The organism is Agromyces sp. NPDC055520, assembly GCF_053619715.1.
Genome location: NZ_JBSHJY010000088.1, coordinates 1 through 2,454 on the forward strand (window position 1 = coordinate 1; position 2,454 = coordinate 2,454).

Here is a 2,454-nt window from a genome sequence, read left to right on the forward strand (position 1 = left end):
CGCCCGACGAATGTCGGGCGGGCCTGTCGCGTGTACCCAGCAACTACCATTGAAACCCTGAACAGAACGGAACGAGCGCAGTGGCATCTGACGGCGTCCCCCAGCGGACCGGCAACAATCTCGACCCTTGGTACGCGAATTACGCCGAGCGAGCCGCCGGGCTCGCCGCCTCCGAAGTCCGAGCCCTGTTCGCCGTCGCCTCGCGACCCGAGGTGGTCTCGCTCGCCGGCGGCATGCCGTTCGTGTCGGCCCTGCCGCACGATCTCATCACCTCTTCGATGGAGAAGGTCATGCGCGAGCATGGCGCCACCGCTCTGCAATACGGATCTGGTCAGGGGATTCCGCGGCTCCGTGAGCAGATCCTCGAGGTCATGGCGATCGAGGGCATCCGCGCGAGCGCCGATGACGTCGTGACCGCGACCGGGTCGCAGCAGGCGCTCGACCTCGTCGCGAAGCTCTTCATCGATCCCGGCGACGTCATCCTCGCCGAGTCGCCGAGCTACGTCGGCGCCCTCGGCATCTTCCGTTCGTACCAGGCGAACGTCGCGCACGTCGCGACCGATGAGCACGGGCTGATCCCCGAGGCGCTGCGGCAGACGATTGCTGCGCTGCGCGGTCAGGGCCGCCGCATCAAGTTCCTCTACACGATCCCGAACTTCCACAACCCAGCCGGCGTCACGCTCTCGGCGTCGCGGCGGCCCGAGACCCTCGAGATCTGCCGCTCCAACGAGATCCTCGTGCTCGAAGACAACCCCTACGGTCTGCTGCATTTCGACGAGCCCGCTCCCAACGCCCTCCGCTCACTCGATCCCGACGGCGTCATCTACCTCGGGTCGTTCTCGAAGACCCTCGCGCCCGGGTTCCGGGTCGGCTGGGCGGTCGCACCGCACGCGATCCGCGAGAAGCTCATCCTCGCCGCCGAGTCGGCGATCCTCTCGCCGAGCTCGTTCAGCCAGATGGTGGTGTCGGAGTATCTGGCGACGGCCGACTGGCGCGCACAGATCGACACCTTCCGCGGTGTGTACCGCGAGCGCAAAGACGCGATGATCGACGCGCTGGGGGAGTACCTTCCGCAACTCTCGTGGACCAACCCCAACGGCGGCTTCTACGTCTGGGTCACGATGCCCGATGTGCTCGATTCGAAGCAGATGCTGCCGCGAGCGGTGAAGGAGCTCGTGGCGTATACGCCCGGAACGGCATTCTTCGCCGACGGTCGAGGTCGGCACGCGATGCGGCTCTCGTTCTGCTACCCGACGCCCGAGGCGATCAAGATCGGCATCCGCCGACTCGCGACCGTCGTCAACGGCGAACTCGACCTGCTCGACACCTTCGCCGGCACCGGCACACTGCAGCTGCCACCAGGTGACGGCTACGATTCCGCACCGCCCTCCGACCTGAAGTAGTTGTGGAGAAACCCCTGATCATGAATGATTCTCCTGGTCTGTACGTCGTGGTTCTCGCCGGCGGCATCTCGCACGAGCGAGACGTCTCATTGCGATCGGGCCGCCGGGTCGCCGCTGCGCTGACCGCCGCCGGGCATCGCGTGGTGGTGCGTGATCCCGACGCCGGTCTGCTCCCGTTCCTCGCGACCGAGCGGCCCGACGTCGTATTCCCTGCGCTGCATGGGTCGAGTGGTGAAGACGGCTCGTTGCTCGATCTGCTCGCCGCCATCTCAGTGCCGACGGTCGGTTCCTCCGGGCCGGCGGCACGCCGGGCCTGGTCGAAACCGGTGGCGAGTTCGCTGCTGCACGAAGCCGGTGTCGCGGTGCCAGATTCGATCGTGCTCTCCCACGAGTCGTTCCGTGAGCTCGGCGCGTCGAGCGTGCTGCACGTCGTGCGTTCGGCGCTCGAAGGCGACCTCGTTGTGAAGCCCGCCTCGGGCGGATCGGCCCAGGGCGTCTCCATCGTCGAGAACACCGACGACTTGCCGCGCGCGATGGTCGAGGCGTTCACCTATGCCGATGTCGCCGTCGTCGAACGCCGCGTCTTCGGCACCGAGGTCGCGGTCACGGTGGTCGACACCGGTGACGGGCCAAGGGCGCTGACGGCCGTCGAGATCGAGCCGACCGCCGGGGTCTACAGTTTTCAAGCGCGGTACAACGCCGGCGAGACCACGTTCTACGCACCGTCGCGCCTCGATGAGGCGGTCGCTGCAGCAGTGTCGGATGCCGCGACGCTCGCTCACCGCACCCTCGGGCTCCGCGACCTCTCGCGCGTCGACTTCATCGTCGACGAGTCAGGTACTCCATGGTTCCTCGAAGCGAACGTGATCCCCGGCCTCACCGAGACGTCTCTCGTGCCGCTCGCGATCGAGGCGTCGGGAACCACCGCCGCCGAGCTGTACGGATCGCTGGTCGTCGCAGCGCGAGCTCGCTCGAACTGAATCGCTCGCGACAGAAGAGGGTCGGCCCGATCGGGCCGACCCTCTTGTGCTGGTCTGTACAGAGCGTTTCG

At 67.1% G+C, this 2,454-nt stretch carries 2 protein-coding genes; both read left to right on the top strand.

Annotated features, from left to right (window positions below):
- Nucleotides 1–80 precede the first annotated feature (80 nt).
- Entirely contained in the window at nucleotides 81–1,403 is a 1,323-nt protein-coding gene (locus ACWGST_RS16985; RefSeq protein ID WP_452047846.1) for an aminotransferase-like domain-containing protein, read from the top strand.
- Between the two features lie 20 nt (nucleotides 1,404–1,423).
- Nucleotides 1,424–2,383: a D-alanine--D-alanine ligase family protein gene (locus ACWGST_RS16990; protein ID WP_452047847.1), complete on the top strand. Its 960-nt coding sequence runs from the start codon at nucleotides 1,424–1,426 to the stop codon at nucleotides 2,381–2,383.
- The last annotated feature ends 71 nt before the right edge of the window (nucleotides 2,384–2,454 follow it).

Bases quoted from the DNA above. Each gene is read 5' to 3' on its own strand.
- ACWGST_RS16990 (WP_452047847.1), top strand. From the start codon at position 1,424: ATGAATGATTCTCCTGGTCTGTACGTCGTGGTTCTCGCCGGCGGCATC.